The organism is Mycobacterium shinjukuense, assembly GCF_010730055.1.
In the GTDB taxonomy this organism is placed as follows: Bacteria; Actinomycetota; Actinomycetes; order Mycobacteriales; family Mycobacteriaceae; genus Mycobacterium; species Mycobacterium shinjukuense.
The window spans coordinates 2,897,556-2,921,868 of sequence record NZ_AP022575.1 but is presented as its reverse complement, the minus strand read 5'-3'; the positions used below and the strand labels follow the sequence as shown (position 1 = coordinate 2,921,868).

At 68.8% G+C, this 24,313-nt stretch carries 22 protein-coding genes and 1 pseudogene; 18 read left to right on the top strand and 5 right to left on the bottom strand.

Annotated elements, in window-relative coordinates; translation table 11 throughout:
* Positions 1 to 91: 91 nt before the first annotated feature.
* The 7 genes from alr (at position 92) to groL (ending at position 6,249) form a co-directional block, all read left to right on the top strand.
* Entirely contained in the window at positions 92 to 1,258 is a 1,167-nt protein-coding gene (gene alr / locus G6N20_RS13105) for an alanine racemase (protein WP_083045866.1), read from the top strand.
* Between the two features lie 55 nt (positions 1,259 to 1,313).
* Positions 1,314 to 1,757: a tRNA (adenosine(37)-N6)-threonylcarbamoyltransferase complex ATPase subunit type 1 TsaE gene (gene tsaE, locus G6N20_RS13100; RefSeq protein ID WP_083045865.1), complete on the top strand. Its 444-nt coding sequence runs from the start codon at positions 1,314 to 1,316 to the stop codon at positions 1,755 to 1,757.
* Entirely contained in the window at positions 1,754 to 2,380 is a 627-nt protein-coding gene (gene tsaB / locus G6N20_RS13095; RefSeq protein WP_083045971.1) for a tRNA (adenosine(37)-N6)-threonylcarbamoyltransferase complex dimerization subunit type 1 TsaB, read from the top strand. The genes tsaE and tsaB overlap by 4 nt, the downstream gene beginning before the upstream one ends.
* On the top strand, positions 2,377 to 2,856 hold the full coding sequence (gene rimI / locus G6N20_RS13090; protein ID WP_083045864.1) for a ribosomal protein S18-alanine N-acetyltransferase: 480 nt from the start codon (positions 2,377 to 2,379) through the stop codon (positions 2,854 to 2,856). The genes tsaB and rimI overlap by 4 nt, the downstream gene beginning before the upstream one ends.
* Positions 2,853 to 3,890, top strand: coding sequence for a tRNA (adenosine(37)-N6)-threonylcarbamoyltransferase complex transferase subunit TsaD (gene tsaD, locus G6N20_RS13085; protein WP_083045863.1), 1,038 nt, complete (start codon positions 2,853 to 2,855; stop codon positions 3,888 to 3,890). The genes rimI and tsaD overlap by 4 nt, the downstream gene beginning before the upstream one ends.
* Before the next feature lie 313 nt (positions 3,891 to 4,203).
* Positions 4,204 to 4,506, top strand: coding sequence for a co-chaperone GroES (groES, locus tag G6N20_RS13080; RefSeq protein WP_083045862.1), 303 nt, complete (start codon positions 4,204 to 4,206; stop codon positions 4,504 to 4,506).
* Positions 4,507 to 4,620: 114 nt separating this feature from the next.
* The gene (gene groL, locus G6N20_RS13075) at positions 4,621 to 6,249 is read left to right on the top strand and encodes a chaperonin GroEL (protein WP_163663012.1); all 1,629 of its coding nucleotides are present in this window, start codon (positions 4,621 to 4,623) and stop codon (positions 6,247 to 6,249) included.
* Between the two features lie 72 nt (positions 6,250 to 6,321).
* Here groL and G6N20_RS13070 read toward each other — a convergent pair whose 3' ends face one another.
* A complete protein-coding gene (locus tag G6N20_RS13070) occupies positions 6,322 to 6,630 on the bottom strand; it encodes a WhiB family transcriptional regulator (protein WP_083045860.1) in 309 nt (102 codons plus the stop codon).
* A 369-nt stretch (positions 6,631 to 6,999) separates the two neighbouring features.
* On the opposite strand from G6N20_RS13070, the gene G6N20_RS13065 reads away from it, so the two are divergent.
* The 3 genes from G6N20_RS13065 (at position 7,000) to G6N20_RS13055 (ending at position 9,439) form a co-directional block, all read left to right on the top strand.
* Complete coding sequence (locus G6N20_RS13065; protein WP_083045859.1) at positions 7,000 to 7,851, top strand: hypothetical protein; 852 nt, start codon at positions 7,000 to 7,002, stop codon at positions 7,849 to 7,851.
* 90 nt (positions 7,852 to 7,941) lie between these two features.
* Positions 7,942 to 8,517, top strand: a complete 576-nt coding sequence (sigD, locus tag G6N20_RS13060; RefSeq protein ID WP_083045858.1) for an ECF RNA polymerase sigma factor SigD — start codon at positions 7,942 to 7,944, stop codon at positions 8,515 to 8,517.
* Between the two features lie 40 nt (positions 8,518 to 8,557).
* Positions 8,558 to 9,439: an anti-sigma-D factor RsdA gene (locus G6N20_RS13055; protein WP_142271813.1), complete on the top strand. Its 882-nt coding sequence runs from the start codon at positions 8,558 to 8,560 to the stop codon at positions 9,437 to 9,439.
* A 12-nt stretch (positions 9,440 to 9,451) separates the two neighbouring features.
* Here the strand turns inward: G6N20_RS13055 and G6N20_RS13050 are convergent, their stop codons facing one another.
* Positions 9,452 to 9,865, bottom strand: coding sequence for a DUF5319 domain-containing protein (locus G6N20_RS13050; RefSeq protein ID WP_083045856.1), 414 nt, complete (start codon positions 9,863 to 9,865; stop codon positions 9,452 to 9,454).
* Between the two features lie 189 nt (positions 9,866 to 10,054).
* On the opposite strand from G6N20_RS13050, the gene guaB reads away from it, so the two are divergent.
* The 3 genes from guaB to G6N20_RS13035 all read left to right on the top strand — a co-directional run bounded on the left by guaB (position 10,055) and on the right by G6N20_RS13035 (position 14,616).
* A complete protein-coding gene (guaB, locus tag G6N20_RS13045) occupies positions 10,055 to 11,653 on the top strand; it encodes an IMP dehydrogenase (RefSeq protein ID WP_083045855.1) in 1,599 nt (532 codons plus the stop codon).
* Positions 11,654 to 11,663: 10 nt separating this feature from the next.
* Positions 11,664 to 12,791 (top strand): GuaB3 family IMP dehydrogenase-related protein, encoded by a 1,128-nt coding sequence (locus tag G6N20_RS13040; RefSeq protein WP_083045854.1) that lies wholly within the window; start codon positions 11,664 to 11,666, stop codon positions 12,789 to 12,791.
* Positions 12,792 to 12,879: 88 nt separating this feature from the next.
* Entirely contained in the window at positions 12,880 to 14,616 is a 1,737-nt protein-coding gene (locus G6N20_RS13035; RefSeq protein WP_083045853.1) for a GMC oxidoreductase, read from the top strand.
* Here G6N20_RS13035 and G6N20_RS13030 read toward each other — a convergent pair.
* Positions 14,600 to 14,935: a hypothetical protein gene (locus G6N20_RS13030; protein ID WP_083045852.1), complete on the bottom strand. Its 336-nt coding sequence runs from the start codon at positions 14,933 to 14,935 to the stop codon at positions 14,600 to 14,602. The genes G6N20_RS13035 and G6N20_RS13030 overlap by 17 nt on opposite strands.
* 135 nt (positions 14,936 to 15,070) lie before the next feature.
* The gene (locus G6N20_RS13025; protein ID WP_083045851.1) at positions 15,071 to 15,958 is read right to left on the bottom strand and encodes a TauD/TfdA dioxygenase family protein; all 888 of its coding nucleotides are present in this window, start codon (positions 15,956 to 15,958) and stop codon (positions 15,071 to 15,073) included.
* Between the two features lie 59 nt (positions 15,959 to 16,017).
* Here G6N20_RS13025 and G6N20_RS13020 point away from each other — a divergent pair, with 59 nt between their 5' ends.
* The 5 genes and pseudogenes from G6N20_RS13020 (at position 16,018) to G6N20_RS13000 (ending at position 21,869) form a co-directional block, all read left to right on the top strand.
* The gene (locus G6N20_RS13020) at positions 16,018 to 16,584 is read left to right on the top strand and encodes a TetR/AcrR family transcriptional regulator (protein WP_083045850.1); all 567 of its coding nucleotides are present in this window, start codon (positions 16,018 to 16,020) and stop codon (positions 16,582 to 16,584) included.
* Positions 16,585 to 16,764: 180 nt separating this feature from the next.
* On the top strand, positions 16,765 to 17,454 hold the full coding sequence (locus G6N20_RS13015) for a dTDP-4-amino-4,6-dideoxyglucose formyltransferase (RefSeq protein ID WP_083045849.1): 690 nt from the start codon (positions 16,765 to 16,767) through the stop codon (positions 17,452 to 17,454).
* Between the two features lie 296 nt (positions 17,455 to 17,750).
* Positions 17,751 to 19,310: pseudogene (locus tag G6N20_RS13010) on the top strand (FAD/NAD(P)-binding protein); the annotation flags it as partial.
* Between the two features lie 221 nt (positions 19,311 to 19,531).
* Positions 19,532 to 20,785: a DegT/DnrJ/EryC1/StrS family aminotransferase gene (locus G6N20_RS13005; protein ID WP_083045847.1), complete on the top strand. Its 1,254-nt coding sequence runs from the start codon at positions 19,532 to 19,534 to the stop codon at positions 20,783 to 20,785.
* Between the two features lie 25 nt (positions 20,786 to 20,810).
* On the top strand, positions 20,811 to 21,869 hold the full coding sequence (locus G6N20_RS13000) for a glycosyltransferase (protein ID WP_083045970.1): 1,059 nt from the start codon (positions 20,811 to 20,813) through the stop codon (positions 21,867 to 21,869).
* 15 nt (positions 21,870 to 21,884) lie between these two features.
* On the opposite strand, the gene G6N20_RS12995 is transcribed toward G6N20_RS13000, so the two are convergent.
* The gene (locus G6N20_RS12995; protein WP_083045846.1) at positions 21,885 to 24,308 is read right to left on the bottom strand and encodes a glycoside hydrolase family 65 protein; all 2,424 of its coding nucleotides are present in this window, start codon (positions 24,306 to 24,308) and stop codon (positions 21,885 to 21,887) included.
* Positions 24,309 to 24,313: the final 5 nt, after the last annotated feature.

Here is a 24,313-nt window from a genome sequence, read left to right as displayed (position 1 = left end):
CAGCGGTGCGTCGGGCGGTCAGCCCGCCCGAACACTTCTGGGACAATGGCGGCTGCACACCGACCGATAGCTGACTGGGAGCACGACTTCGTTGGCCGTTACGCCGTTATCCCTGACGCCGGGCGCCCTGGCGGAGGCCGTCGTCGACCTGGGCGCGATCGCGCACAATGTGCGGGTGCTGCGCGAGCACGCCGGTCACGCGCAGGTGATGGCGGTGGTCAAGGCCGACGGTTACGGCCACGGCGCCACCCAGGTGGCCCGGGCGGCGCTGGCCGCCGGCGCGGCCGAACTGGGTGTGGCCACCGTCGAGGAGGCGCTGGCGTTGCGCGCGGCCGGCATCACCGCGCCGGTGCTGGCCTGGCTGCATCCGCCCGGCATCGACTTCGGGCCGGCGCTGCTGGGCGACGTGCAGATCGCCGTGTCGTCGGTGCGCCAGCTCGACGAGCTGCTGGATGCGGTGCGGCGGACCGGGCGGACCGCGACGGTGACCGTCAAGGTGGACACCGGGCTGAACCGCAACGGGGTGGGCCCGGCGCAGTACCCGGCGATGCTGACCGCGTTGCGCCGTGCCGTCGCCGAGGACACGGTGCGGCTGCGCGGCCTGATGTCGCACATGGTTTACGCCGACCAGCCCGACGATTCCCTCAACGACGTTCAGGCCAGGCGATTTCGCGACATGCTGGCGCAGGCTCGCGAGCGGGGGGTACGGTTCGAGGTGGCGCACCTGTCGAATTCGTCGGCGACCATGGCCCGTCCCGACCTGACCTTCGACCTGGTGCGGCCCGGCATCGCGGTGTATGGGCTCAGCCCCGTCCCTCGACTGGGCGACATGGGCCTGGTGCCGGCGATGACCGTGAAATGTGCTGTTGCCCTGGTGAAATCGATTCGCGCGGGGGAGGGTGTGTCGTATGGGCACACCTGGGTGGCGCCGCGGGACACCACCCTGGCGCTGATGCCGATCGGCTATGCCGACGGCGTGTTCCGCGCGCTGGGCGGACGCCTGCAGGTGCTGATCAACGGCCGGCGGCGGCCCGGTGTCGGGCGTATTTGCATGGACCAATTCGTCGTTGACCTGGGGCCTGGACAGGTGGACGTGGTCGAAGGCGACGAGGCGATCCTGTTCGGGCCCGGCACCCGCGGCGAGCCCACCGCACAGGACTGGGCCGATCTGGTCGGCACCATCCATTACGAGGTGGTCACCAGCCCGCGCGGGCGCATCACCCGAACCTATCGCGAGGCCCATACCGTTGAACGCTAACGAAACTCGTCGGCGCCAGAGGGCGTGGCGCGCGGGCACTACGGGCACTACGGGCATGGCGACACTGGAGCGTGTCGAGGACACCGTTGCGCTGGGATCCCGGCTGGGTAAGCACCTGCGCGCGGGCGACGTGGTGGTGCTCTCCGGTCCACTCGGCGCCGGAAAGACCGTGCTGGCCAAGGGTATTGCCGCGGCGATGGATGTCGACGGCCCGGTCACGTCGCCGACATTCGTGCTGGCCCGGGTGCACCGGCCGCGCCGGCCCGGCAGGCCGGCGATGATCCACGTCGACATGTACCGACTGCTGGACCACCACCGAGTTGATCTGCTGGGCGAACTGGACTCACTGGACCTGGACACCGATCTCGACGATGCCGTCGTCGTGGTGGAGTGGGGCGAGGGGCTGGCCGAACGGCTTGCCGAGCGGCACCTGGGCATCCGTATCGAGCGGGTCAGCCACTGCGACACCAGGATCGCGACCTGGGAGTGGGGTCGGTGACGCTGATCCTGGCGATCGACACCTCCACCCCCGCGGTGACGGCCGGCGTGGTGCGACTCCACGGCTCGGGGTGCACCACGCTGGCCGAGCGGATCACCGTCGACGCCCGGGCACACGCGGAACGGCTGACCCCCAACGTGCTTCAGGCGCTCGCCGATGCCGCGCTGGCGATGGCCGACCTCGACGCGGTCGTGGTGGGCTGCGGTCCCGGCCCGTTCACCGGTCTGCGGGTCGGGATGGCGACCGCGGCCGCATATGGGCACGCGCTGGACATCCCGGTCCACGGTGTGTGCAGCCTGGACGCCATCGGCGGGCAAACCGCCGGCGACACCCTGGTGGTGACCGACGCCCGCCGGCGTGAGGTCTACTGGGCGCGCTACCGCGACGGGGTGCGCATCGCCGGGCCGGCGGTCAGCGCCCCCGCCGACGTCGACCCCGGACCGGCGCGGGCGGTCGCGGGTTCGCCGGAGCATGCGGCGCTGTTCGACCTGCCGCGGTGCGACCCGGTCCATCCGACCCCGGCCGGCCTGGTAGCCGTCGCGAACTGGACCGAAGCCCCGGCGCCGCTGGTGGCGTTGTACCTGCGCCGCCCGGATGCCGAGCCACTGGCGGCCCGCGCATGACCCGCGTCGATGACGAGCCCGTCACCATCGGCGCGCTGACATGCGCCGACGCCGATCGGTGCGCCGAGCTGGAGGCGAAGCTGTTCGGCGGTGACGATCCGTGGCCGGCGGTCGCGTTTCAACGTGAACTGGCCAGCGGGCGCAACCACTATGTGGCCGCGCGCAGCGCCGGCACGCTGGTCGGCTACGCCGGCATTTCGCGGTTGGGCCGCACTCCGCCGTTCGAGTACGAGGTGCACACCATCGGCGTGGATCCGGCCTACCAGGGACGCGGCATCGGCCGGCGGCTGCTGGACGCGCTGCTGCAGTTCGCCAGCGGCGGTGTCGTCTACCTGGAGGTCCGCACCGACAACGAGGCCGCGCTCGGGCTGTATCGCAGCGCGGGATTCGAGCGGATCGGTCTGCGCCGGCGGTACTACCGGGCCAGCGGGGCCGACGCCTACACGATGCGCAGGGATCCAGGGGGCGCGCGGTGAGGCCGACGATCATCCTGGCGATCGAAACCTCTTGTGATGAAACCGGTGTCGGCATCGCGCGGCTGGACTCCGACGGCGCCGTGGCCTTGCTGGCCGACGAGCTGGCCTCCAGCGTCGACGAGCACGTGCGGTTCGGCGGCGTGGTTCCCGAGATCGCCTCCCGGGCGCACCTGGAAGCGCTGGGTCCGGCGATGCGACGCGCCCTGGCGGCCGCCGGTGTGCGGCGACCCGATATCGTCGCGGTCACCATCGGGCCCGGGCTGGCCGGTGCGCTGCTGGTGGGAGTGGCCGCGGCCAAGGCGTATTCGGCGGCCTGGGGTGTGCCGTTCTACGCCGTCAACCACCTGGGCGGGCATCTGGCCGCCGACGTGTACGAACACGGGCCGCTGCCCGAGTGCGTGGCGCTGCTGGTCTCCGGCGGGCACACCCACCTGTTGCACGTCCGTTCGCTCGGCGAGCCGATCGTCGAGCTGGGCAGCACCGTCGACGACGCCGCCGGCGAGGCCTACGACAAGGTGGCCCGGCTGCTGGGCCTGGGCTATCCGGGCGGCAAGGTGCTCGACGACCTGGCTCGCACCGGTGACCGGGACGCCGTGGTGTTTCCGCGGGGCATGGCCGGCCCGGGCGATGATCCTTACGCGTTCAGCTTCTCCGGCCTCAAGACCGCCGTCGCGCGGTATCTGGAAAGTCATGCGGGTCAGGATTTCCGGACCGCCGATGTTGCCGCCGGGTTCCAGGAGGCCGTCGCCGACGTCTTGACCATGAAGGCGGTCCGGGCGGCCACCCGGCTCGGCGTGTCGACCCTGCTGATCGCGGGGGGTGTGGCCGCGAATTCGCGGCTGCGGGAACTGGCCGCGCAACGTTGCGCCGCCGCGGGCCTGACGTTGCGGATTCCCCGGCCGCGGCTGTGCACCGACAACGGAGCGATGATCGCCGCGTTCGCGGCACAGCTGGTGGCCGCGGGCGCGCCGCCGTCACCGCTGGATGTGTCCAGCGACCCGGGATTGCCGGTGGTGAAAGGGCAGCTCAGGTGACCCGGACACGCCGAGCGGTGCCGCGACCGTCGCCCGGCCGACACGCTCACACGCGGGAAGCACCGGGGTGCCCTTGAGTGCTAGCACTCACATGTATAGAGTGCTAGATGGCAGTCGGACAAGCCCCGTGCCGGCACCCGCGACGACGGCGCGAGGGTAGAAACGAATGCCGAATCATCTGGTAATTCGGACGGTTCGGGGGCCCGCTCCCGGACCGGCCGTCAACCCCGGTCCGGGCGATGGTTCCGGACCCGCCAACACTGTCCGGGGCCAAAAGCCTCGGACCCGATCTAACTAGTGGAGGGCTCCAATCGTGGCGAAGGTGAACATCAAGCCACTCGAGGACAAGATTCTCGTGCAGGCCAACGAGGCCGAGACCACGACCGCGTCCGGTCTGGTCATTCCCGACACCGCCAAGGAGAAGCCCCAGGAGGGCACCGTCGTCGCAGTCGGCCCCGGCCGCTGGGACGAGGATGGGGAGAAGCGGATCCCGCTGGATGTGTCGGAGGGTGACACCGTCATCTACAGCAAGTACGGCGGCACCGAGATCAAGTACAACGGTGAGGAATACCTGATCCTGTCGGCACGTGACGTGCTGGCCATCGTGTCCAAGTAACCCGTGACCGCCCCGGCGATCCCCGTGTTCCACCGCGGGTGATTTCCGGGGCGGCATACGTTAGGGAGTTTGATTGGCCTTGCGCGAGTGGACTAGCCGGGCGGAAGGAGCCTGATGAGCAAGCTGATTGAGTACGACGAGATTGCGCGTCGCGCCATGGAGGTGGGCATGGACAAGCTCGCCGACACGGTGCGGGTGACGCTGGGGCCGCGTGGCCGGCACGTGGTGCTGGCCAAGTCGTTCGGTGGGCCCACGGTGACCAACGACGGCGTCACCGTCGCCCGTGACATCGACCTGGAAGACCCGTTCGAGAACCTGGGGGCCCAGCTGGTGAAGGCGGTGGCCACCAAGACCAACGACGTCGCCGGTGACGGCACCACCACCGCGACGGTGCTGGCGCAGGCGCTGGTCAAGGCCGGTCTGCGGCTGGTCGCGGCCGGCGCCAACCCGATCGCGTTGGGTTCGGGAATCGGCAAGGCCGCCGATGCGGTATCCGAGACGCTGCTGGCGTCGGCCACGCCGGTGTCCGGCAAGGAAGCCATCGCGCAGGTGGCGACCGTGTCCTCGCGTGACCAGCGCATCGGCGAGCTGGTCGGCGAGGCGATGAGCAAGGTGGGCCACGACGGCGTGGTCAGCGTCGAGGAATCCTCGACGCTGAGCACCGAGCTGGAGTTCACCGAAGGCGTCGGCTTCGACAAGGGTTTTCTGTCGGCGTATTTCGTGACCGACTTCGACTCGCAGGAGGCCGTGCTGGAGGACCCGCTGATCCTGCTGCACCAAGAGAAGATCAGCTCGTTGCCCGACCTGCTGCCGTTGCTCGAGAAGGTCGCCGGGGCGGGCAAGCCGCTGTTGATCATCGCCGAAGATGTCGAGGGTGAGGCACTGGCGACGCTGGTCGTCAACTCGATCCGCAAGACGTTGAAAGCGGTCGCCGTCAAGTCGCCCTACTTCGGTGACCGGCGCAAGGCATTCCTGCAGGACCTGGCGGTGGTGACGGGCGGCGAGGTGGTCAATCCCGACGCCGGCCTGGTGCTGCGCGAGGTGGGCCTGGAGGTGATGGGCTCGGCCCGGCGCGTGGTGGTCACCAAGGATGACACCATCATCGTCGACGGCGGCGGCTCCGCCGATGCCGTGGCCAACCGCATCAAACACCTGCGTCTCGAGATCGAGAACAGCGACTCCGACTGGGATCGCGAGAAGCTGCAGGAGCGGCTGGCCAAGCTGGCCGGTGGGGTGGCCGTCATCAAGGTGGGCGCGGCCACCGAGACCGAGCTCAAGGAGCGCAAGGAAAGCGTCGAGGATGCGGTCGCGGCCGCCAATGCGGTCGCGGCCGCCAAGGCCGCCCTGGAGGAAGGCATCGTCCCCGGCGGTGGCTCCGCGCTCATCCACGCCCGCAAGGCGTTGGACGAGCTGCGCGCGTCGGTGTCGGGCGATGAGGCGCGCGGTGTCGACGTCTTCGCCGAGGCCCTGAGCGCACCGCTGTACTGGATCGCCGCCAACGCGGGCCTGGACGGATCGGTCGTCGTCAACAAGGTCGCCGAACTCCCCGCCGGGCACGGGCTGAACGCGGACACCCTGAGCTACGGCGACCTGGCCGCCGACGGCGTCGTCGACCCGGTCAAGGTGACCAGGTCGGCGGTGCTCAACGCGGCATCGGTGGCCCGGATGGTGCTCACCACCGAGACCGCGGTGGTCGACAAGCCGGCCAAGGCGGACGACGACCATCACGGCCACGCCCACTGAGCTCGGCGCGACAAGACGCAAAAGCCCCCGAAAATGCCCATTTTCGGGGGCTTTTGCGTCTGCTCGCGCGCCTTACGCGGAGCGGCGGATACCGCGACCGCGTCCGATGCCGCCCTTGAGGAGCAGGTCGCGTTCGGATTCCGACAGGCCACCCCAGACGCCGTAGGGCTCGCCGACCTCCAACGCATGGGAACGGCACTCTTCGATCACCGGGCAGCGTCGGCACATCTCCTTGGCCCGCTGTTCGCGTTGCATGCGGGCGCGGCCACGCTCCCCGTCGGGATGGAAGAACATCGACGAGTCGACGCCGCGGCACAGGCCCCGCAGCTGCCAGTTCCAGATGTCGGCGTTGGGTCCAGGTAGCTGCTCCGGCTGTGGCATTGCTTGGTCCCTCTCTGCGCTGCACGCCCGAGTGCAGGTCAGGCGCGCGCACGCGCGAGTTGTGCGACTGAATTTTCAATGGCGTCACCGATGACTACCCGTCAAGGCTAGACGCTAGGGGTGCGCCCGAATTTCCGTCAATAGGCGTCCGTTGGGGCGAAATGCGAGATCGTTGTGCGAGAATTAACTCGACGTTCATCTTGCCGCATTTGCCGAAGGCTTAGGTGCGCTAAAGGCAACCGGCTAATGGGGAAACTCCCTGGTCAGAACGGCTGTGAGGAAGCCCAAAATAGCGTACAGATGACTGTGAGTAATATTCCGGTAACACAGAAACCACGAACTTTTTACTACCGAGGCGCAGCTATCACCGTGATCGAAACTGGCCACCCTGGGGCAGTTGAGTCGACGATTGAGCAAACGCTGGCCGCGGCCGCCTTCGGAAGCTGCCCGGGCGCCTGGCCGCTGCCGACGGCGACCACGCCGCACCAGCTGTGGCTGCGCGCCGTCGCGGCCGGCGGACAGGGTCGCTACAGCTGCGCATACAGCGACCTGGCGTCGCTACGACGCCGCGTTCCGACGGGCCCGCTGGCCTCGCTGGCGCACAGCACGCAAGCCTCGTTCCTGCGCCAGCTCGGCTGGCACACGCGGGCGCGCGGCTGGGATGGTCGCGCCCTGGCCCTGGCCGGGACCGATCCCGAGGCCCGTGCCGATGCGCTGGTGGGACTGGCCGCCGACGCGCTCGGCGTCGGTCGCCTCGCCGCGTCGGCGGAGTTGCTGGCGCGCGCGGACTCGGCGCTGCAGGGGGCCCACCTGCCGGCGCTGGTGGCCGACCGGCTGGCGGTGCGCCGGCGGTGGGTGGCCGCGGAGCTGGCGCTGGCCGCCGGTGACGGGGCAACCGCTGTCCGACACGCGGAGACCGCGGTGCAGCTGGCGCGGGCCATGGCGTCGGCGTCGGCCCGGCACCGGGTCAAGAGTGCTGTGGTGCTGGCCGCCGCCCTGTGCAGCGCGGGCGCCATCGGGCGGGCACGCGCCGTCGCTGAAGCCGCCCTGGAAGACACCGGCCGGTTCCGGCTCATCCCGCTGCGCTGGGCGCTGACTTGCTTGCTGATCGATATCGGGAGCGTCACGCTTCGAGCACAAGAATTGCGCGAACTCGCCGAAATTCGGGATATTTGCGCAGGCCAGGTGCGGCACACCGGTGGCAGCTGGCGTACCGCTTGAAGCATCGTCCCGCCGTTATTGTCTGGCTGTGCATTAGCTGTCTGCGCACCAGGATGTGTCCGGTTCGTAACGTTGGAGATATCGCCGTCGATGACACTTGAACGAGAACGTCTCGACGCTGTGGTTGCGGAGGCCGCTGCAGGGGACCGGAACGCGCTTCGGGAGGTGCTGGAGACCATCCGTCCGATCGTCGTGCGATATTGCCGAGCGCGTGTCGGCACGGTCGAGCGCAGTGGCCTGTCAGCCGACGACGTGGCACAGGAGGTTTGCTTGGCCACCATAACGGCGCTGCCGCGGTACCGGGACCGGGGACGTCCGTTCCTGGCGTTCCTGTACGGCATCGCGGCACACAAGGTCGCCGACGCCCACCGGGCGGCCGGCCGCGACCTCGCCTATCCCGCCGATTCGGTGCCGGAGCGCCGGTCGGCCGACGCCGGTCCCGAACAGATGGCCATCGAGGCCGATTCGGTCACCCGGATGAACGAATTGCTGGAGATCTTGCCGGCCAAGCAACGCGAGATCCTTATCTTGCGCGTCGTGGTCGGCCTGTCGGCCGAGGAGACCGCGGCCGCCGTCGGCAGCACCACCGGAGCGGTCCGGGTGGCCCAGCACCGCGCCCTTCAGCGGTTGAAGGACGAAATCGTCGTGGCAGGTGACTATGCGTAATCCAGGGAGACCGAGGCCCGGCTTTGGGCGTGATTGTGGTGTGGACGACGTGGCCCGCACCGATCTGCTCCTGGACGCGCTCGCCGAGCGCGCGGAGGTCAATCTCGACGATCCGCGCGACGACGCGCTGGCCGCCCTGCTCGGCGACTGGCGCGACGACCTGCGATGGCCGCCAGCAAGTGCGCTGGTGTCACCGGACGAGGCCGTCGAGGCGCTGCTCGCCGGGGTGGCGCTGCGGCGGCGCGCTCGTCGCGGCCTGGCGGCGATCGGGTCGGTGGCCGCGGCGCTGCTGCTGCTGAGCGGGTTCGGTGCCGTGGTCGCCGATGCCCGACCCGGCGACCCGCTGTACGGCTTGCACAAGATGATGTTCACCGAGCCGCGGGTCGGCGACGATCAGATTGTGTTGTCCGCCAAGGCCGAACTGGCCAAGGTCGAGCAAATGATCGCCCAGGGCCAGTGGGATCAGGCCCAGACTCAGCTGGCCGAGGTCAGTAGCACCTTGCGGGCGGTGAACGACGATAGCCGCAAGCAAAACCTGCTGGACGAGGTGAATCAGCTGAACACCAAGGTGGAAAAGCGCGACCCGCACGCCACCGTGCCGGCCAGCTCGCCGGCGCGTTCTGAGCCGTCCCGGGTGGCGCCCGCCGATTCCGCGGGCAACTCCTCGACCCCGCTGGCCCCCGAAACCGGGCCGGCGGCCGCGCCGTCGGCGACACCCGAGCCGCCCACCACGCCGGAGGACGCCGGCATCACCGCGACCCCGCCGGTGACCAGCCCATCCGCGTCCCCGTCGCCAACGTCGAAACCCACGCCGACCCCATCGTCGGTGACGTCGCACGCGACAACCGCCGGCACGCCCACGTCGTCGGCCGCGGGGGCGACGACGTCGGAAACAGCTCCAGGCCCGTTGCCCGGCGCTTAGCTTAGTGATCGCTCAGCGATGGCGGCGGAACCCGTCCGCGTCCGACGTCGCTTCATTGAGCGAGGCATCGGCGTATCCGCGGCAGTAGTCCCAGGTGACGTAGGCGTCCGGTTCGGGATCATAGGCCGGCTCGTGCGGGCGGACGGTGCCGTCGATCAGCAGCTGCAGCAGGTTGGCACGCAGCATGTCCCAGTCGTGGTAGTGGTCCTGCTGGCACTCGTCGCAGCACACGACGAGTCCGCGGATTCCCTTGTGCGCCAGCAAAGCCTCGTACACGGCGAGATCGGCCAAGTCGGCCTCTACCGCCAGTCGCTCCTGCTGATCAAGGGGCTGACCAGGTTCCACGGCCTCGAGGGCCGCCGACGGGTCATACGGGTCGTCGGCAAACGGGTCGGGGGGCAAACCAGGCGGCAGGTGGTCGCGCACCCCTCTACAGTACGCAGGCGGGCGGCGTTAAGGCCAGAAATTGCACGCCGCTTCGCGCCGCGCATCGTCACCCGGGCGGGCTCGATTGCCCGGTTCCTCCGCACGTCGCTTCGCGCCGCGCATCGTCACCCGGGCGGAAGCCGATAGGATGGATTTCTCGCCGATGCATGCATATGGAGGGCCTCACCGATGTCCCGTGGCATGTCCCACCTGGAAGAAAGCTCCGACCTGGTCGGCAGCCCGTACGTGCGCGCCGCCGCTATTTCGGGCTTCGCGGCTGACCCGGTGCCCACCGGTGGCGACGACCCACACAAGGTGGCGATGCTGGGCCTGACATTCGACGACGTCCTGCTGTTGCCCGCGGCTTCCGACGTGGTGCCCGCCGCCGCGGACACCTCCAGCCAGCTCACCAAGAAGATCCGGCTCAAGGTGCCGTTGGTCAGCTCGGCGATGGACACCGTCACCGAATCGCGGATGGCCATCGCAATGGCCCGCGCCGGCGGCATGGGGGTGCTGCACCGCAACCTGCCCGTCGCAGAACAGGCCGGCCAGGTCGAGATGGTGAAGCGCTCCGAAGCCGGCATGGTCACCGATCCGGTCACCTGCCGGCCGGACAACACCTTGGCCCAGGTCGACGCGTTGTGCGCGCGGTTCCGGATCTCCGGGCTGCCGGTGGTCGACGACGACGGCGCGCTGGTCGGCATCATCACCAACCGCGACATGCGGTTCGAGGTCGACCAGTCCAAGCAGGTCGCCGAGGTGATGACCAAGGCCCCGCTGATCACCGCCCAGGAGGGGGTCAGCGCGTCGGCGGCGCTGGGCCTGTTGCGGCGCAACAAGATCGAGAAGCTGCCGGTCGTCGACGGACGCGGCCGGCTGACCGGGCTGATCACCGTCAAAGACTTCGTCAAGACCGAGCAACACCCGTTGGCCACCAAGGACAGCGACGGCCGGCTGTTGGTGGGTGCCGCCGTCGGCGTCGGCGGCGACGCCTGGGTGCGCGCCATGATGCTGGTCGACGCCGGGGTCGACGTGCTGGTCGTGGACACCGCGCACGCGCACAACCGGCTGGTGCTCGACATGGTCAACAAGCTCAAACTCGAGGTCGGTGACCGCGTCGAGGTGGTCGGCGGCAACGTCGCCACCAGGGCCGCGGCCGCGGCCCTGGTGGACGCGGGCGCCGACGCGGTCAAGGTCGGTGTGGGGCCGGGGTCGATCTGCACGACGAGGGTGGTGGCCGGGGTCGGCGCACCGCAGATCACCGCGATCTTGGAAGCTGTAGCGGCCTGTCGTCCTTCTGGCGTGCCGGTGATTGCCGACGGCGGACTGCAGTACTCCGGCGATATCGCCAAGGCGCTGGCCGCGGGTGCGTCGACGGCCATGCTGGGCTCGCTGCTGGCCGGCACCGCCGAGGCGCCCGGCGAGCTGATCTTTGTCAACGGCAAGCAGTACAAGAGCTACCGCGGCATGGGGTCGCTGGGCGCCATGCAGGGCCGGGCCGGCGGCAAGTCCTACTCCAAGGACCGCTACTTCGCCGACGATGTCCTCTCCGAAGACAAGTTGGTCCCCGAGGGGATCGAGGGCCGGGTGCCGTTCCGCGGTCCGCTGTCCTCGGTGATCCACCAGCTGACCGGCGGGCTGCGCGCGGCGATGGGCTACACCGGCTCGCCCACCATCGAGGTGCTGCAGCAGGCACAGTTCGTCCGGATCACCCCGGCCGGCCTGAAAGAGAGCCACCCGCACGACGTCGCGATGACCGTCGAAGCGCCCAACTACTACCTGCGCTGAACCCCCCGACATGGTCGAGATCGGCATGGGCCGCACCGCCCGTCGCACCTATGAGCTCAGCGAGATCAGCATCGTGCCGTCGCGGCGCACCCGCTCGTCGAAGGACGTGTCCACCGCCTGGCAGCTGGACGCGTACCGGTTCGAGATTCCGGTGGTGGCACACCCGACCGATGCCCTGGTGTCCCCGGAGTTCGCCGTCGAACTCGGCCGGTTGGGCGGGCTGGCCGTGCTCAACGGCGAGGGGTTGATCGGCCGGCACGCCGACGTGCAGGCCAAGATCGCCCAACTGGTCGAGGCCGCCGACAAGGAGCCCGAACCCTCGGCGGCGATCCGGCTGCTGCAGGAGCTGCACGCGGCGCCGCTGAACCCCGACCTGCTCGGTGACGCGGTGGCCCGTGTTCGCGAGGCCGGCGTGACCACCGCGGTGCGGGTCAGCCCGCAAAACGCCCAGGCGCTGACGCCGGTGCTGCTGGCGGCCGGCATCGACTTGCTGGTCATCCAGGGCACGATCGTCTCCGCCGAGCGGGTGGCCAGCGATGGTGAACCGCTCAATTTGAAGACCTTTATCGCCGAACTCGACATCCCGGTGGTGGCCGGCGGCGTGCTGGACCATCGCACGGCGCTGCACCTGATGCGCACCGGCGCCGCCGGGGTCATCGTCGGCTACGGCTCCACCCAGGGCGTGACCACCACCGACGAGGTGCTGGGCATCAGCGTGCCGATGGCCACCGCGATCGCCGACGCCGCCGCCGCGCGGCGCGAATACCTTGACGAGACCGGCGGTCGCTACGTGCACGTGCTGGCCGACGGCGATATCCACACCTCCGGCGAGCTGGCCAAGGCCATCGCCTGCGGCGCCGACGCGGTGGTGTTGGGCACGCCGTTGGCCGAGGCCGCCGAGGCGCTCGGCCAAGGGTGGTTCTGGCCGGCCGCCGCGGCGCACCCGTCGCTGCCGCGGGGAGCGTTGCTGCAGATCGCAGTCGGCGAGCGGCCGCCGCTGGAACGGGTGCTCAACGGGCCGTCCGACGACCCGTTCGGCACCCTGAACCTGGTGGGCGGTCTGCGCCGATCGATGGCCAAGGCCGGCTATTGCGATCTCAAGGAGTTCCAGAAGGTCGGCCTGACCGTCGGAAGCTAGTTTCCCGCGCGAAAAGACGCAAAATCCCCCGCAGGCGCGGCGTGGCGGGGGATTTTGCGTCTGCTGGGCCGGGAACGATACTGGGCCGATGAAGCCGGATTACGACGTCCTGATTGTTGGTTCGGGTTTCGGGGGCAGCGTCAGCGCGCTACGGCTGACGGAGAAGGGTTACCGGGTCGCCGTGTTGGAGGCCGGTCGCCGGTTCTCCGACGAGGAGTTCGCCAAAACATCGTGGGATCTGCGCAGGTTCCTGTGGGCGCCCAGGCTGGGTTGCTACGGCATTCAGCGCATCCACCCGCTGCGCAACGTGATGATCCTGGCCGGCGCCGGGGTCGGCGGCGGCTCGCTGAACTACGCCAACACGCTCTACATCCCGCCGGAGCCGTTCTTCAACGATCAGCAGTGGAAGCACATCACCGACTGGCGCAGCGAGCTGATGCCGCATTACCGGCAGGCGCAGCGGATGCTCGGCGTGGTGCAAAACCCGACCTTCACCGACGCGGACCGGATCGTCAAGGAGGTCGCCGACGAGATGGGGTTCGGCGACACCTGGGTGCCCACCCCGGTCGGGGTGTTTTTCGGTCCCGACGGCACCAAGGCGCCGGGCAAGACCGTGCCGGACCCCTACTTCGGGGGCGTCGGGCCGGCACGCACCGGCTGCCTGGAATGCGGCTGCTGCATGACGGGCTGTCGCCACGGCGCCAAGAACACCCTGGTGAAGAATTACCTGGGCCTAGCGGAATCCGCTGGCGCGCAAGTGATTCCGATGACAACGGTGAAGGGTTTCGAACAGCGGCCGGACGGGTTGTGGGAGGTCCGCACCGTGCGCACCGGCAGTTGGCTGCGCCGGGACCGGCGCACCTTCACCGCCACCTACCTGATCCTGGCCGCCGGCACCTGGGGAACCCAGCGTCTGCTGTTCAGGATGCGAGACAAGGGCAAGTTGCCGCGGTTGTCGAACCGGCTGGGCGTGCTGACCCGCACCAACTCCGAGTCGATCGTCGGTGCGGCGACCTTGAAGGTCAACCCGGACCTGGACCTGACCCACGGGGTGGCGATCACGTCGTCGATTCACCCGACGCCGGACACCCACATCGAGCCCGTCCGGTACGGCAAGGGCTCCAACGCGATGGGGCTGCTGCAGACCCTGATGACCGACGGCTCCGGGCCCGAGGGGACCGACGTGCCGCGGTGGAAGCAGTTGTGGCACCAGGCCGGTGAGAATCCGCGCCTGATGATTCGGCTGCTCAATCCCCGGCAGTGGAGCGAGCGTACGGTGATCGCGTTGGTGATGCAGCACCTGGACAACTCGATCACCACGTTCACCAAGCGTGGGAAGCTGGGCATCCGCTGGTATTCGAGCAAGCAGGGACACGGCGAGCCGAACCCGACGTGGATCCCAATCGGCAATGCGGTTACCCGCCGCATCGCCGCCAAGATCGACGGCGTGGCCGGCGGTACCTGGGGTGAGTTGTTCAACATCCCGCTGACCGCGCACTTTCTCGGCGGCGCGGTGATCGGCGACGGCCCCGAACATGGGGTGATCGACCCCTATCACCGCGTTTATGGCTATCCGACGCTGTCGGTGGTGGACGGCGCCGCGATCTCGGCGAACCTGGGCGTCAACCCGTCGCTGTCCATCGCCGCGCAAGCCGAGCGGGCCGCCTCGCTGTGGCCGAACAAGGGCCACAAGGATGCCCGGCCGCCGCAGGGTGAGGGGTATCGACGATTGGACCCGATCGCGCCGGAGCACCCGGTGGTGCCCGCCGACGCGCCGGGCGCGCTTCGCTGGCTGCCGATCGACCCGGTCAGCAGCGCGGGTTAGCAGTGTGACCGCGGTCAAGAACTACGTCGCGACCACCGCGTCGGCTGCGTCTCCCGCGGTTGCGTGGGGACCCGAGGGCGGACGCCATCACCCTCGTGAGCGGGTCGGTCATCGCCTCACCAAGCTCGGCCGCCGCGTCGAACGCCTGCCAGGCGTTGAGCTCGGGCCACCACTGGTATGCGGTATCGCCGGCGACGAACACGTCAGGCAGACAAACGCGCTGCAATATCGCGGTGGCCACCGCGTCGTAGCCGTCGAGGTGAACGACCACGTCTGGCCAAACGTCGTCGCCGTGGTAATCCGCCAGCGCCTGCGGCACCCAGTCCAGGGCGTCGTGGGGCCAGCCGGCGGCGCTGCCGGCGCCGGATGTTTTGCGGGTGGTCAGATCGACGCCTCAGCGATGTGCTCGACAATGAAGCCTTCTTTCCGGGGATACGACAGAGCTGTTCATCGGTCAGCCGGCCAGGGCCAGCGGCGCCCCGCTGATCACCCGGCTGTGCTGTCCGTGCACGTCGACCGGCACGTCGCCGATCAAGGTGACCCGGTGCATCAGCCGATACTGGTTGTCGTAGTCGTCGATGGCGCGGTGCTGGGTTGCCCGATTGTCCCAAACGGCTACGTCGCCCGGTTCCCAATTCCACCGAACGGTGTTCTCGGGCACGGTGATTCGCCGTTGCAGCAGGTCGAGCAGCGCGCGTGATTCGTGGCTGTCCAGGCCGACGAAGCCGCGCACGAAGCCTCCCGCCAGCAGGGTGCGTTCACCGGTTTCCGGGTGCACTCGTACCACAGGATGTTCGGTCTGAAAATCCGGCTTCTCGAATGCCTGCTGGAAGACGCGCTGCGCCTCGGTCAGCGATTCGGTGGCGACGTAGTCGTAACGGTTGGTGTGCAGGGCCCATAGGTTCTCGGCGAGACGTTGGAGCGGTTGCGGGAGCTGCTGGTAGGCGGTCGCGGTGTTGGCCCATAGCGTCGACCCGCCGTAGCTGGGTAGCGTGATCGCGCGCAGCACCGAGGCCGCAGGGTAGTTGGCGGCGAACGTGACGTCGGTATGCCAGCGGTTGGCCTTGCTGAACTCGGAGTTGATCGGCGTGATGATCGGGGCGTTGCTGGCGATGGCGGAAGCCGCCGGGTGGGCGATCGGGGAGCCGAGCAACCCGGCGAAGGCGAGCTGCCCGGCGTCGTCGAGGTGGTGCTGGTCGCGGAAGAAGATCACCTTGTGGGTGAGCAGCGCCTGGCGGATCTCGTCGACCGCGGCGGGGTCAAGGTCACCTCCGAGGCGGACCCCGCTGATCTCGGCGCCGATTCGGCTACCCAGCTTCCGGACGGCTATCGGGTCGGTCATTGCTATGGTCCTTTGGAGAAGTATGGTGTAGTCAAGTGACTACACCATACGGTAGTCATATGACTACACTCTCGGCAACTGGCCGCGCGAAGATGCCCACCGGCCGCGACCAGGTGGCGGCGGCGGTGTTGGAGGCGGCCACCGAGCTGTTCGCCGAGCGCGGTCCGGCGGCCACGTCGATCCGCGACATCGCCGCGCGATCGAAGGTCAACCACGGGCTGGTGTTTCGTCACTTCGGCACCAAACGGCAGCTGGTTGGCGCGGTGCTCGACCATCTGGGCGCCCAGGTGGCCGGACTGTTGCACTCCGACGCGCCCGCGGATGTCGTCGATCGGGCGCTCGACCGCCACATGCGGGTGTTGGCCCGGGCACTGCTGGACGGATACCCGGCCGGCCAGCTGCAGAAACGCTTTCCCACCGTCGCGGAGATGCTCGACTCGGTGCGGCCTCGCCATGACAGCGACCTGGCCGCCCGGCTGGCGGTCGCACACGCCCTTGCGCTGCAATTCGGGTGGCGGCTGTTTGCCCCCATGTTGCGCTCGGCGACCGGCATCGACGAGCTGAGCGGTGATCAGCTACGGCAGGCCGTGGTCGCCGAGGTCGCCCGGATCCTGCAACCGCACTGACCACCGTCCGCGGCCCACCGTCCGCGGCCCTCGGCGGTGAGTCGCTGTCCGGCGCGCACAAGCCGGCGGCCGCCCCGGCCCGGCGGGGTCCTGACGTAGGGTGGGGCGCGTGGGCCGGGTTGCGAGCGGACGAGCGCCCCATGCTCGCCGTGGCACCGGGCAGGCCGGCGGGGCCGCAACGTGACAATCTTGATCCTGACCGACAACGTCCACGCCCACGCCCTGGCGGTGGAACTGCAAGCCCGCCACGGCGGGATCGACGTCTACCAGACCCCACACGGACGGCTGCCCGATGTCCCGCGGATCGATATCAACGAGCGGGTCGCAGAGATCGTCGAGCGCTATGACCTCGTCATGTCCCTGCACTGTAAGCAGCGGTTTCCCGCAGGCCTGCTCGATCGCATCAGATGTGTGAATGTTCATCCGGGTTTCAACCCCTACAACCGCGGCTGGTATCCCCAGGTCTTCTCGATCATCAACGGGCTCCAAGCAGGGGTGACGATCCATGAGATGGATGACCAATTGGATCACGGCCCGATCATCGCCCAGAAGGAATGCGCGATCGAGTCGTGGGATTCCTCGGGAAGCGTCTATGCCCGGCTGATGGAGATCGAGCGCGAGTTGGTGCTCGAACATTTCGCCGCCCTCCGCGACGGCAGCTACCAGGCCAAGCCGCCGGCCGTCGAGGGCAACCTCAACCTGAAAAAGGATTTCGAACGACTCCGCCACCTGGACCTGAACGAACACGGCACGTTCGGGGATTTCCTGAATCGCCTGCGCGCGTTGACCCACGACGGTTATCGCAATGCCTGGTTCGTCGACGCGTCGGGCCGCAAGGTGTTTGTCCGCGTCGTGCTCGAACCGGAGTGAGGCAACGCGTCCCAGCCTGGCCCTAGCCTGGCCCTGCACGTCATACACGCGGTACCGCCATCGGCTTATGTTAGCCTTCGCTAAGTTACGGGCTCCTCCGGCTGTCGAGTCACCTGGAACCGGCCGATCCACATGCCCGATCAGCGTGACCCCGGCGGGCGATTCGACGCGATGGAGAGGTAGGAGCGCATGCGGCGTGACCGGCTGCCACCTGGCGGCGCCCTGCTTGTGCTGCCACCCCGGGTCGGCGACGGGTGGGCGTGGCGGTACGCGCTGGTCGACGAAGCGGATTCGCCATGAGCGCTACCCCCATCTTCGACATGGCCTTCATCGGCAGCGGGGCCGCATGCTCCATGACGTTGCTGGAACTGGCCCAGGCCCTGCTGAGCGCCCCGGCGGCGCCGCCCAGGCTGCGCATCGCGGTGGTGGAGCGGGACGAGCAGCTCTGGTGCGGAATTCCGTATGGCCGTCGCTCCAGCATCTGCTCGCTGGCCATCCAGAAGCTCGACGATTTCGTCGACGAGCCCGAAAAGTCCGCGTACATCGCCTGGCTGGAGCGGAACAAGCCGCGCTGGCTGGAGTTGTTCGGGCAGCAGGGTGGCGAAGCCGCCGCGCGCTGGATCCGCGACAACGGCGACGCGTTGGGAGCCAACCGGTGGGGAGAGCTCTACCTGCCGCGGTTTCTCTTCGGTGCTTTTCTTTCCGAGCAGGTGGACGCCGCCGTCGCGACGCTCAGGGAGCGCGATCTGGCCGACATCGTGACCATCCACGCCGAGGCCGTGGGCGCCCGGTCCGCAGACGGGCGCCAGCTGATCGAGCTCAGCCCGTCCGGGGACGGTCCGACGGCGATCGAAGCGCGCACAGTGATCGTCGCCGTCGGCAGCCCCCCGCCCAAGGCCATGCCGACCGGGGATGGCGAGCCCGGGTTCACCTACATCAACGATTTCTACTACCCGTGCGAGCAGACCAACCTGCGCCGGTTGCGCCAGTCGCTCGACCGGGTCGAGCCGCGTGAGCGGCGCAACGTGCTGGTGGTGGGTTCCAATGCCAGCTCGCTCGAAGCGCTCTACCTGATGCGCCACGACGCGCGCATCCGCGAGCGGGTCCATTCCATCACCGTCATCTCGCGCTCCGGTTCGCTTCCCCACAAGATCTGCGATCGGCCGCCGGAGTTCGACTACCCGCGTCTGCGCGCGCTGCTCGCGGCGGAGACGGTGGCCGCGGCGGACCTCATGTCGGCGATCCGCGCCGATGTGGCGACGGCCGAAGAACGCTCGCTGAACCTGGCGGATTGCTATCACGCCATCGGCTCGCTGGTGGGGCAGGCGCTGCAGACGATGGATCCGTCACAGCAGGAGGAGTTCCACTGCGTGCACGGGATGAACTTGACGAGGTTGGTGCGGCGCGCGGGACGCGACTACCGCCAGGCAGCCGAGGAGCTGGCCGCGGACGCCACGCTGAAGCTGCTCGCCGGCGAGGTCGTGCGGGTGCGCGCGTGCGGCCCCGGCCAGCCGTTGGCCACCGTCAGCTACCGCGCCGCCGGAGCCGTGCACACCCACCCCATCCCGTTTGCCGCGGTGGTGAATTGCGCCGGCTTCGAAGAGCTGGACGAGTGTTCCTCGCCGTTCCTCGTCAGCCTGATGCGCAACGGGCTAGCCCGCCCCAACCGCACCAACCGTGGGCTGCTGGTGAACGACGATTTCCAGGCCAGCCCAGGCTATTTCGTCATCGGGCCGCTGATCGGCGGCAACTTCACCGCGACGATCCGGTTTTGGCACGTGGAGAACGCGCCCCGGATCCGCTCGCTGGCGAAATCGCTGGCCGCCGGCCTGCTCGCCGCGCTGCCGCCCGCTTCGCAGACGCGGCGGGTGAGGGTTGCGCGGCGGGGCGGATCGCGATTCAAGGGTCACCCAATGGGGACCGGGTTGGCGCAATTCAGAAGGTAAGGCTAACCTCAGGGGCGTCGTATCCAACGTCAGGCCATTGTCCGGCAGCGATTTCGGGACGCCGACCGAGCCGGTGGTGCACCGAAGCGCTCCGGACAATGGCCCGTCCTAGACCGCCCTGGCCTGTGCATATGGAAACCAGAACGTTCGATGGATCGGTGGTGGAGGCGCTCTTCGCGACGAAGCCCACCACGGCCGTTGCGGGAGCAGCCGCCCCGTGGTCAAGACCCCGCTCGGGTGGCTCGTCGCCACCCGAGATTCCGTTCATCCGTCCGAGCTTTCCCGGGCCGGACGAGCTCGCCGCGGATTTCGCCGAGATCGCCCACGCCAACTGGTATACGAACTTCGGTCCCAAGGAGCGGCAATTCGCCCGCGCCCTGGGCGACTACCTCGGGTCTGATTTGCATGTTGCCACCGTCGCGAGCGGCACCATGGCTCTCATCGCGGCACTGCACGCCACCGTGGGTCCCGGCACGCGGGACCGTTATCTGCTGATGCCATCGTTCACCTTCGTCGGCGTGGCCCAGGCCGCTCTCTGGACGGGGTACCGTCCGTGGTTCATCGACATCGACGCCGACACCTGGCAGCCGTGCGTGCACTCCGCCCGCGCCGTCCTCGAACGTTTCCGTCACCGGATCGCCGGCATCCTGCTGGCCAACGTGTTCGGTGTCGGCAACCCGCAGATCGACGCCTGGGAGGATCTTGCCGCCGAATGGGAGCTACCGATCGTGCTGGACTCGGCGGCCGGCTTCGGCTCGACCTACGCCGACGGGGTGCGCGTCGGCGCACGCGGTGCCTGTGAGATCTTCTCCCTGCATGCGACCAAGCCGTTCGCGGTCGGCGAGGGCGGCGTTCTGGTTTCTCGCGACCCACGGCTGGTCCAGCGGGTATACGCGTTCCAGAATTTCGGCTTCACCGGGTCGCGCAAGTCCACGCAGCTCGGGATGAACGGGAAGTTGCAGGAGATCAGCGCGGCCATCGGTCTGCGCCAGCTGGTCGGGCTTGATCGCCGGCTGGCAAGTCGCCGCAGGGTGCTCGAGTGTTACCGCGCCGGGCTCGCCGGGGCGAGCCTGCGTTTCCAGCGCAACGCCGAGGTCTCGTCGCTGTGCTTCGCGAGCGCGTGCTGCGCGTCCGTCGATCACAAGACCGCGGTCCTGGCCAGCCTGCGTCGCCATGCGGTTCAGGCCCGCGACTACTACAACCCGGCACAGCACCTGCACCCATACTTCGTCCGGAACGCCGAGTTGGTACGGGCGACCGAGCTGAGTGTCACGGCGAACGTGTGCTCGCGCATCGTGTCGCTGCCGGTGCACGACGACATGACCGCCGACGATGTCGACCGCGTGGTTGCCGCAGTCCAGGAAGGGGGATTCGGCGGTGCCTGAGACGTCGGCCGGCGGCGCACCCAAGGTGAGTGTGGTCTCGATCACCTACAACCACGAGGCCTACATCCGCGAGGCCCTCGACGGCTTCGTCGCCCAACAGACCGATTTCCCGGTGGAGATCATCGTCGCCGACGATGCCTCCACCGACGCCACGCCGGCGATCATCGGCGAGTACGCCGAACGCCATCCGCACCTGTTCCGGCCGATCCTTAGGTCCACGAACATCGGGGTGCACGCGAACTTTACCGACGCCCTATCGGCCGCGCGCGGCGAGTATCTCGCGCTGTGCGAGGGAGACGATTTCTGGACCGATCCGCTGAAGCTGACCAAACAGGTCCGGTACCTGGACCGGCATCCGCAGACGGCGGTGTGCTTCCATCCGGTGCGGGTGATCTGGGAGGACGACCGGGCAAAAGACTCGGAGTTCCCGCCCATCGCCTGGCGCGGCGACTTGAGCGTGGAGGCGCTGCTCGCACGGAACTTCATCCAGACCAACTCGGTGGTTTACCGTCGCCTCCCGCGCTACGACGACATCCCGGCGGGCATCATGCCGATCGATTGGTACCTGCATGTGCGGCACGCGATCGGCGGCGAGATCGCCATGTTGCCCGAGACCATGGCGGTCTACCGCCGGCACGCTCAAGGCTTGTGGTACTGCGCGGACACCGACCGCCGGACGTTTTGGGCGGTGCAAGGCCACGGGGTGGCCGCGACCCTTGAGGCGATGCTCGACCTGTTTCCGGGCCACCGCGCGCGCGAGCAGATCGTCGGCGAGGTGTCCGACTGGGTGCTCGGCGAGATCGCAAAGGTGCCGGGCCCAGCGGGGCGCGCCGCCCTGCTGAACTCCATCGCGGACCATCCGCGGATGACGATGATGTCCCTACAGCACCGCTGGACGCGGACGCCCTGGCGGCGGTTCAAGCGCCGGCTCTCCGCCGACATATCGAGCGTGAAAGCGCACGTGAAAGCGCATGTGTATGCCTACTCCGCCCGGGTGACGAGCCGGACGGGAAGGCCGCGGCGACGCGTCGCGGCAGACGATGACCGCACGCTCAACCGTGCGGTCGATCATCAGCCGGCGTAGGCCTGCGGCCGCCGCTCAGTCGCGGGAATCCCACACCGTCGGGTGCGGCTCCTCCTCGGGCCTGCGCGGCCCGGGGACGGACCGCGCCATGGCGCGCCGGTGTACGGGTTCGCGGCCAGGCGGCTGCGGCGGCGGCGGCAGAAGCGGCTTTCGGGTCCGCACCGGGATGGTCGACGGCGAATCCGTGTGCAGCCTGAGATCCTCGCCGGCGTGCCGGATGGTCAGCTCGGTGCCGGGTCCGTCGCGCAGGGTGTAGGTCACGTCGACGTGGTTGACGTCGACGGTCAGCCGAAACCCGCGCCAGCGCAGCCGAAACTGCAGCCGCGTGATGCCGTCGGGCAGTCGGGGGTCGATGTCCATGATGCCGTCGTCGTCGCGCAGCCCGCCAAAACCGGCGACCAGCGCCGTCCACGCCCCGGCCAGGGAGGCCATGTGCAACCCGTCGCGGGTGTTCTGGTGCAGATCACGCAGGTCGATCAGCGCGGCCTCGTAGGCGTAGTCGTGGGCCAGCTCCAGGTGGCCGACCTCGGCGCACATCACCGCCTGGGTGCAGGCCGACAGCGACGAGTCGCGCACCATGCGCCGCTCGTAGTAGTCGACGTTGCGTGCCTTCTGTTCCGGTGTGAACGCGTGGCTTTGCCACTGCATCGCCAGCACCAGGTCGGCCTGCTTGATCACCTGGGCGGGGTAGAGCCGAACATAGGCCTCGTGCAGCAGCAACGGGTAGGTGGTGTTGGCTTCGAAGTCCCATTCGGCAAACGTGGTGAAGCCTTCACACTGCTGGTGGACGCCCAGCTCCTCGTCGTAGGGGATGTTGGCGGCGTCGGCCGCGTCACGCCAGGCGGCCATCTCCTCGGTGTCGACCCCCAACGCGGCCGCCGCCTCGGGGTGGCGGACGCAGGCATCGGCGGCGGCACGCAGGTTGTGGGCCGCCATCAGATTGGTGAACACGTTGTCGCGCACGATTGCTGTGTACTCGTCGGGGCCGGTGACCCCGTCGAGGTGCCAGACGCCGTGCCGGTCGTGGTGGCCGAGCGAGAGCCACAGCCGGGCGGTCTCCACCAGCACCTCCAGGCCGCACTCTCTCTCCAGCGACTCGTCGCCGGTGACGATGCGGTAGCGCTCGAAGGCCATCGCGATGTCGGCGTTGATGTGCCAGGCCGCGGTTCCGGCCGGCCAGTAGGCCGAGCACTCCTGCCCGCGGATGGTTCGCCACGGAAAGCTGGCACCGCTGAGGCCGAGTTCGGCCGCCCGTTCCTTGGCGAGCTCCAACGTCGACGCCCGCCACCGCAGCGCGTCGGCGACCGCATGCGGCGCGGTGTAGGTCAGCACCGGCAGCACGAAACCCTCGGTGTCCCAGAAGGCGTGGCCGTCGTACCCGGTTCCGGTGAGCCCCTTGCTGGGGATCGCGCGGCGCTCGGCCCGGGCGCTGGCCTGCAGCAGGTGAAACAGCCCGAACCGCACCGCCTGCTGGGATTCCGGGTCGCCCTCGACCTCGACGTCGGCGCTGTCCCAGAAGTCGTCGAGGTAGGCCCGTTGCGAGTCCAGCAGCCCCTGCCACCCGCTGTAGCGGGCGCCGTGCAGCGCGGCGGCGGCCTGGTCACGCAGCGCCGGGCGGGAGCGCAGGCTCGACCAGCCATATGCCAGGTATTTGACGATGCGCAGCTTCTGTCCGGGGCGCAGCCCGCAGATCACCGTGGTCCGGGCTAGGTCGGGCCGCGCGTCGGTGGTGATCTCCACGCGCCCGGGCACCTCAACCTCGTGCTCCATCCCGGCGGCCATCATCAGGGCACTGCTGCGGGTCCGGTGCATCAGCAGCGCCCCGCGTTCGGTGCTTTCATGCTCGACGGCCTCCAGCGGCTTTTCCAGGATGGCCGCCACCCGCGGGTCGGCCGAGGTCTGCGGCTGGTCCTCGTTGGTGACCAGTTCGGACTGCACGGTCACGCGGACGAAGTTGCCGACGGCCTCCACGACGTACTCGATGGCCGCGACGCTGCGCTGGGCCAGCGAAACCAGCCGGGTGGACATGACGCTGACTTGCTTGCCCGCGGGTGAGCGCCAGTGCGCGCGGCGGGTCAGCGTTCCGGCTTGCAGGTCGAGAACCCGCTCGTGGGAAAGCAATTCACCGTAGCGGACGTCGAAGGGCTCGTCGTCGACCAGCAGGCGCAGGATCTTTCCGTTGGTGACGTCGACCACGGTCTGGCCGGCCTCCGGATACCCGTAGCCGGCCTCGGCGTAGGGCAGCGGCCGCTTTTCGTAGAACGAGTTCAAGTAGGTGCCCGGCAGACCGTAGGGCTCGCCCTCGTCGAGGTTGCCGCGCAACCCGATGTGTCCGTTGGACAGCGCAAACAGCGACTCCGACTGGGCCAGCAGGTTCAGGTTGAGCCGGGTTTCGCGCACCTGCCACGGCTCGACCGGGAAGGTTTCCTCAGTGATCATCGGGG